General features: G+C 35.5%; 7 protein-coding genes and 1 pseudogene. 5 read left to right on the top strand and 3 right to left on the bottom strand.

Features of this window, described 5'->3' with window-relative positions; all coding sequences use genetic code 11:
• Positions 1-124 precede the first annotated feature (124 nt).
• The 5 genes and pseudogenes from tnaC to mutT all read left to right on the top strand — a co-directional run bounded on the left by tnaC (position 125) and on the right by mutT (position 3,595).
• Positions 125-229, top strand: coding sequence for a tryptophanase leader peptide (tnaC, locus tag BHE89_RS26950; protein ID WP_071788547.1), 105 nt, complete (start codon positions 125-127; stop codon positions 227-229).
• A gap of 284 nt (positions 230-513) precedes the next feature.
• Positions 514-1,752: pseudogene (locus BHE89_RS08880) on the top strand (tryptophanase).
• Positions 1,753-1,825: 73 nt separating this feature from the next.
• Positions 1,826-2,593, top strand: a complete 768-nt coding sequence (locus BHE89_RS25410; RefSeq protein WP_286146016.1) for an aromatic amino acid transport family protein — start codon at positions 1,826-1,828, stop codon at positions 2,591-2,593.
• Positions 2,574-3,077, top strand: a complete 504-nt coding sequence (locus BHE89_RS25405) for an aromatic amino acid transport family protein (protein WP_353615112.1) — start codon at positions 2,574-2,576, stop codon at positions 3,075-3,077. The genes BHE89_RS25410 and BHE89_RS25405 overlap by 20 nt, the downstream gene beginning before the upstream one ends.
• 125 nt (positions 3,078-3,202) lie before the next feature.
• The gene (gene mutT / locus BHE89_RS08870; RefSeq protein WP_069367707.1) at positions 3,203-3,595 is read left to right on the top strand and encodes an 8-oxo-dGTP diphosphatase MutT; all 393 of its coding nucleotides are present in this window, start codon (positions 3,203-3,205) and stop codon (positions 3,593-3,595) included.
• Between the two features lie 76 nt (positions 3,596-3,671).
• Here the strand turns inward: mutT and yacG are convergent, their stop codons facing one another.
• Genes yacG through coaE form a run of 3 tightly spaced genes read right to left on the bottom strand, consistent with a single transcriptional unit; the run spans position 3,672 to position 5,307 of the window.
• Positions 3,672-3,884 (bottom strand): DNA gyrase inhibitor YacG, encoded by a 213-nt coding sequence (gene yacG, locus BHE89_RS08865; protein ID WP_069367708.1) that lies wholly within the window; start codon positions 3,882-3,884, stop codon positions 3,672-3,674.
• Between the two features lie 54 nt (positions 3,885-3,938).
• Positions 3,939-4,691, bottom strand: a complete 753-nt coding sequence (zapD, locus tag BHE89_RS08860; protein ID WP_069367709.1) for a cell division protein ZapD — start codon at positions 4,689-4,691, stop codon at positions 3,939-3,941.
• Positions 4,684-5,307, bottom strand: coding sequence for a dephospho-CoA kinase (gene coaE, locus BHE89_RS08855; RefSeq protein WP_069367710.1), 624 nt, complete (start codon positions 5,305-5,307; stop codon positions 4,684-4,686). The genes zapD and coaE overlap by 8 nt, the downstream gene beginning before the upstream one ends.
• Positions 5,308-5,419 lie beyond the last annotated feature (112 nt).

The raw sequence follows: 5,419 nt of genomic DNA, 5'->3' as shown, positions 1-5,419 counted from the left end.
ATCATTTATTATGAATAGTGTGATTTTTGTCCAAAATATACTATTGTTATATTACTAATTGTGTTTAACTGTTATATAAATTAACGCATAAATTGTACTATTTCCTGACTATAAGGGTTAAAGTATGTTCTCATCATTTAATGTTTTGATAATATTAAGAGGTTTCTTCAGATTGAAGAAATGGTTTAATATTGATTCTGAACTCGCCTTCTTCTTTCCTGAAAAATAATCCTTTTTTTATAACCATCCCAAATAATTTAATACTCTTTTTCCATTTAATTAAAATGGGAAGATTATTTTATTTATTCTAATTTCATTATTTAATTTATATTAAAGGTATTATCATGGCTAAAAGAATCGTAGAACCATTCCGTATTAAAATGGTAGAAAAAAATTCGTGTTCCTTCAAGAGAAGAACGTGAAGCTGCATTAAAAGAAGCAGGATATAACCCATTCTTATTACCAAGTCATGCTGTTTATATTGATTTATTAACAGACTCTGGTACTAACGCAATGAGTGATCGCCAGTGGGCAGCAATGATAACAGGTGATGAAGCTTATGCAGGTTCAAGAAACTATTATGATTTGAAAGATAAAGCCAAAGAGTTATTTAACTACGATTATATTATTCCAGCTCACCAAGGACGCGGTGCTGAAAATATTCTTTTCCCTGTATTATTAAAATATAAACAAAAAGATGGAAAAGCGAAAAATCCTGTATTCATTTCTAACTTCCATTTTGATACAACAGCCGCTCACGTTGAATTAAATGGCTGTAAAGCAAATTAATATTGTGACTGAAAAAAGCATTTGATTCAGAAACCTATGATGATTGGAAAGGCAATTTTGATATTGCTAAATTAAAAAGACAATATTGCTAAATATGGTGCAGATAACGTTGTTGCCATTGTTTCAACTGTGACTTGTAATAGTGCTGGTGGTCAGCCTGTTTCAATGGATAATTTAAGAGAAGTTTACGAAATCGCAAAACAACACGGTATTTTTGTTGTTATGGACTCAGCGCGTTATTGTGAAAATGCGTATTTCATTAAACAACGTGATCCTAAATATAAAAATGCAACGATAAAAGAAATTATTTTAGATATGTATAAATATGCTGACGCATTAACAATGTCAGCGAAGAAAGATCCGCTATTAAATATCGGTGGTTTAGTCTCAATTCGAGATAATGAAGAAGTATTCACATTAGCAAGACAACGCTGTGTACCAATGGAAGGCTTTGTTACCTATGGTGGTTTAGCGGGTCGAGATATGGCTGCAATGGTACAAGGTTTAGAGGAAGGTACTGAAGAAGAGTATCTGCATTATCGTATTGGTCAGGTTCAATATTTGGGCGATCGTCTACGCGAAGGGGGTATTCCAATTCAATACCCTACTGGTGGACATGCTGTTTTCGTCGACTGTAAAAAATTAGTGCCACATATCCCAGGTGATCAATTCCCAGCTCAAGCTGTCATTAACGCACTTTACTTAGAGTCTGGTGTCCGTGCTGTTGAAATTGGTTCGTTCTTATTAGGTCGTGATCCTGCAACGGGTGAACAAAAACACGCAGATATGGAATTTATGCGTTTAACCATTGCACGTCGCGTCTATACTAACGACCATATGGATTATATTGCTGATGCACTTATTGGCTTAAAAGATAAATTTAAAACGCTTAAAGGTCTTGAGTTCGAATATGAACCACCTGTATTAAGACACTTTACTGCTAGATTAAAACCTATCAAATAAATAATACTCCACAATAATAATGGCTCTCGTGCAATGCGAGAGCCCTATCCTTATTTCAGTAAGGACTAAAAAAATGGAAAATAAGTCAGTAAATAAAGAACCCTCAATTATTGTAGGGGGATTTGTGTTGGGTGGCGCCATGATCGGTGCGGGAATGTTTAGCCTACCAACAATAATGTCTGGTGCTTGGTTTATTAACTCACTCTTTATATTATTTATTGTTTGCTTCTTTATGTTTCATTCTGGAATTTATATTCTTGAATGTATATCGAAATATGGTGCAGGAACAAATTATTTTCATATATCGAAAGAGTTATTACCTAAATGGGCGTGTTATCTCGCGAATGCCTCCTTGATATTTGTTTTGTATATATTAATTTATGCTTATATCTCTGCTGCGGGGTCGATTATTTATGAAGCTTCATCATTATATGGTTTTAATTTAAATCTGAGAGTGATCTTCTTTGTCTTTACCATAGTACTTGGGGCGACAATATGGTGGGGAGGCGCTTGTGCTAGCCGTTTAACCTCAATATTTTTATTTATTAAGATTGTTCTATTTGTATTAGCATTCTCGGGCTTATTTTTTAAAGCGAGAGGTGATTTATTATTTACTGCAACTTTTGAAGGTAAAAGCCAATTATATCTTTATCCTTTTATTTTTATCATCATCCCTTATGCTATAACTTCTTTTGGTTATCATGGTAATGTTTGTAGCCTTTATAAGCTTTATCATGAAAATGAAAGAAAAGTTGTAAAAAAGTTGTATTATTGGTTGTGTGTTAGCGCTGGTAATTTATTTACTTTGGATGATTGGCACCATGGGGAATTTACCTCGTGAGCAATTTATTACGATTATCCAAAAGGGCGGTAACTTAGATGCCTTTGTTGATTCGTTATACACTGTATTAAATAGTAAATATATTGAAGGCTTTTTATTATGGTTTTCTATTAGTGCTGTATTCTGTTCATTTTTAGGGGTAGCGATTGGTCTATTTGACTATATTTTAGCATCACTAAAATTTGAAGATAATAAAACAGGGCGTTTAAAATCGGGCGTTTTATGTTTCACTCCACCTTTACTATTATGTTTACTTTTCCCTAATGGTTTCTTAATTGCGATTGCTTACGCAGGAACAGCAGCATGTGTATGGGCAATTATTTGTCCTGCGGTTATGGCACTTAAAGCACGTGAGAAATTTCCAAATTCAGGCTTCAAAGTGTGGGGAGGTAAAGGATTAATTTATGCTGTTATCACTTTTGGTGCCGTAGGGATTATTTGCCAAACATTAGCACAGTTCGGATTCTTACCTATTTATGGTTAATTAATCGAGTTATCGTGAATTAATCCAGATAGTCAGGGAAAGAAAACCAGAGTAGCACCATTGGATATACGTTATAATAACGTTAAGTTGTTATAATGACGTGACTATTCAATAGGTTGTCTATAATGGATAAAAAGAAGCTACATATTGCTGCGGGTATTATTTGTGATCAACACAATAATGTCTTTATCACCCAACGTCCTCTAAAATCACATATGGGCGGATTTTGGGAATTTCCTGGGGGAAAATTAGAAGATAAAGAGACGCCAGAGCAGGCGCTAGTCCGTGAGTTACAAGAAGAAATCGGTATTGATGTAACGCAATGCTCACTTTTTGAAACCGTTGAGCATGATTTTCCAGATCGACACATTACTTTATCTTTTTTCTTAGTAACGAAATGGGATAATGAGCCTTATGGCAAAGAAGGGCAAGAATTTAAGTGGACATCTATTAGATCGTTAAATGCTGATGATTTTCCGCCTGCTAACCGTAGCATTGTGGCGTTATTGCAAAAGTAGGATAGTGCTAACTAAGCGTTTATAAATAAAATAGCCACTTGGTTGAGTGGCTATTTTTATGTTCAGGATTGGAAAATTAAAAGTCTTTGGGCTCTTGTTGCGGCGCTTCACTCCAATCATCGCTGTCATTAATATCGCTTTGGCTTGGAATACGCTTTGATTCATCAGCCCATTCACCTAAATCAATAAGTTGGCAACGCTTGCTACAAAAAGGGCGATAAGGGCTACTTTCATTCCAAACCACTTCTGTTTGACAGGTTGGGCATTTTACAACTAATTCTTCGCTCATTATCTCTCCTCGATTTCATTGGTGCGAGTTATGCTTATAGCAATAAATATAATGTTAGCAACAAGCGATCTCAAAAGGTAGCTCTAGAGGTACTGTTCCATTTTCACTATCAAGGGGTAAAAAGCGGATCGCGTAGCGATTTTTGTGCCCAGAGACTTGAGGATAGATCTGGTGATCAATGGCTATTTTAATACGTAATAATTCAGCTTCTTCAGCACTGTCTTGATAAAAACCACGGTGACTGAGTGCAGGCTTAAATGTATCTGATTGGCGAATAAGCATGAGTAAACTATTCAATGTGTTTTGTAGTGGTAATAAGCCCGTCAACCAGTTTTGTAATCTATCATCACGAGTTGCTTGAGGTAAACTTAACCACAGATGTAATGCAGGCACATCAAAGTTACAACATCCACCAGGAATACTTAGGCGTTGTTTAACTAAACTGATGATTTTATCTTGTTTTAAATGTTGCCCAATACGAGGCGCTTTACTTAATACGGCTGCATTTTGGGCTAATTCATCAATAATTTGAGTGACAATCGCTTTATCAACATTAGGAAATGACAGCCATTGCTGTAATTTTTTTTGTCTTTTTTCTAGTTCTTTCAGTAATTCAGCGCGGATTTCGCCACGATCAAGTACTTCAATAAATTCTGATATTGCACGGAAAAATGAGAGTGCGGTGGGCAATGAATCAATTGCACTAAAACTGTTAATTTGAATCAATGAGTTTTCAATTCTAAGCCATGAACGCATTTTTTCATTAAGAGGGTGTTCGAAGATGATTGTTGTGATGTCATCACTCATGGCGATTGTCCTGTAACGCTTGTTGAGCTAATTCTAAGTAATGCTGATGGAGTTGCTTAACTTTTTCGATCATATTTTGGCTATTATCGTGATTTTCAATAATATCATCAGCGACGGCTAATCTTTCCTGTCTTTGAGCTTGAGCTTTTAAAATATTGAGAACTTGCTCTCGGCTCACGCCATCTCGTTTCATGGTTCTTTCTATTTGCTCTTCTTGTGTCACATCAACAACAAGAACACGGGAGGCGAGATGCGTTAATTTGTTTTCAATTAATAATGGAACAACCCAAATAAAGTAGGGCGCTTTAATTTGCTGTATCTGTTTTTGAGTCTCTTGTTGTATCAATGGGTGAAGAAGATTGTTAACCCACGTTTTTTCTTCATTATTTTCAAAAATAATCTGGCGCAATTTTGCTCGGTTTAATGAGCCGTTGGGTAGCAAAATGCAGTCACCAAAGTGCTGATGCAGTGCATTTAGCCCTAAAGAGTGAGGTTCTACGACTAATCGAGCAATAATGTCAGCATCAACAAGAGGTACACCTAATGAGGCAAAAGCATTAGCAACGGTAGTTTTACCACTGCCAATGCCACCTGTAAGAGCAACCGTATAAGCCATTTGTGTTTATCTGAATAAGAAAAAATCAAACCTTAGTCTGAATTTTACAGAACTTATCCATGTTTATAGTGAGGATAATAGGAATAATAATGTAATATATTCCAGCACTTTT

The sequence above is a fragment of the Shigella sp. FC1967 genome (genome assembly GCF_001743005.1).
In the GTDB taxonomy this organism is placed as follows: domain Bacteria; phylum Pseudomonadota; class Gammaproteobacteria; order Enterobacterales; family Enterobacteriaceae; genus Proteus.
The sequence above is the reverse complement of the archived record's forward strand: the minus strand, read 5'-3'. Positions and strand labels throughout refer to the sequence as shown.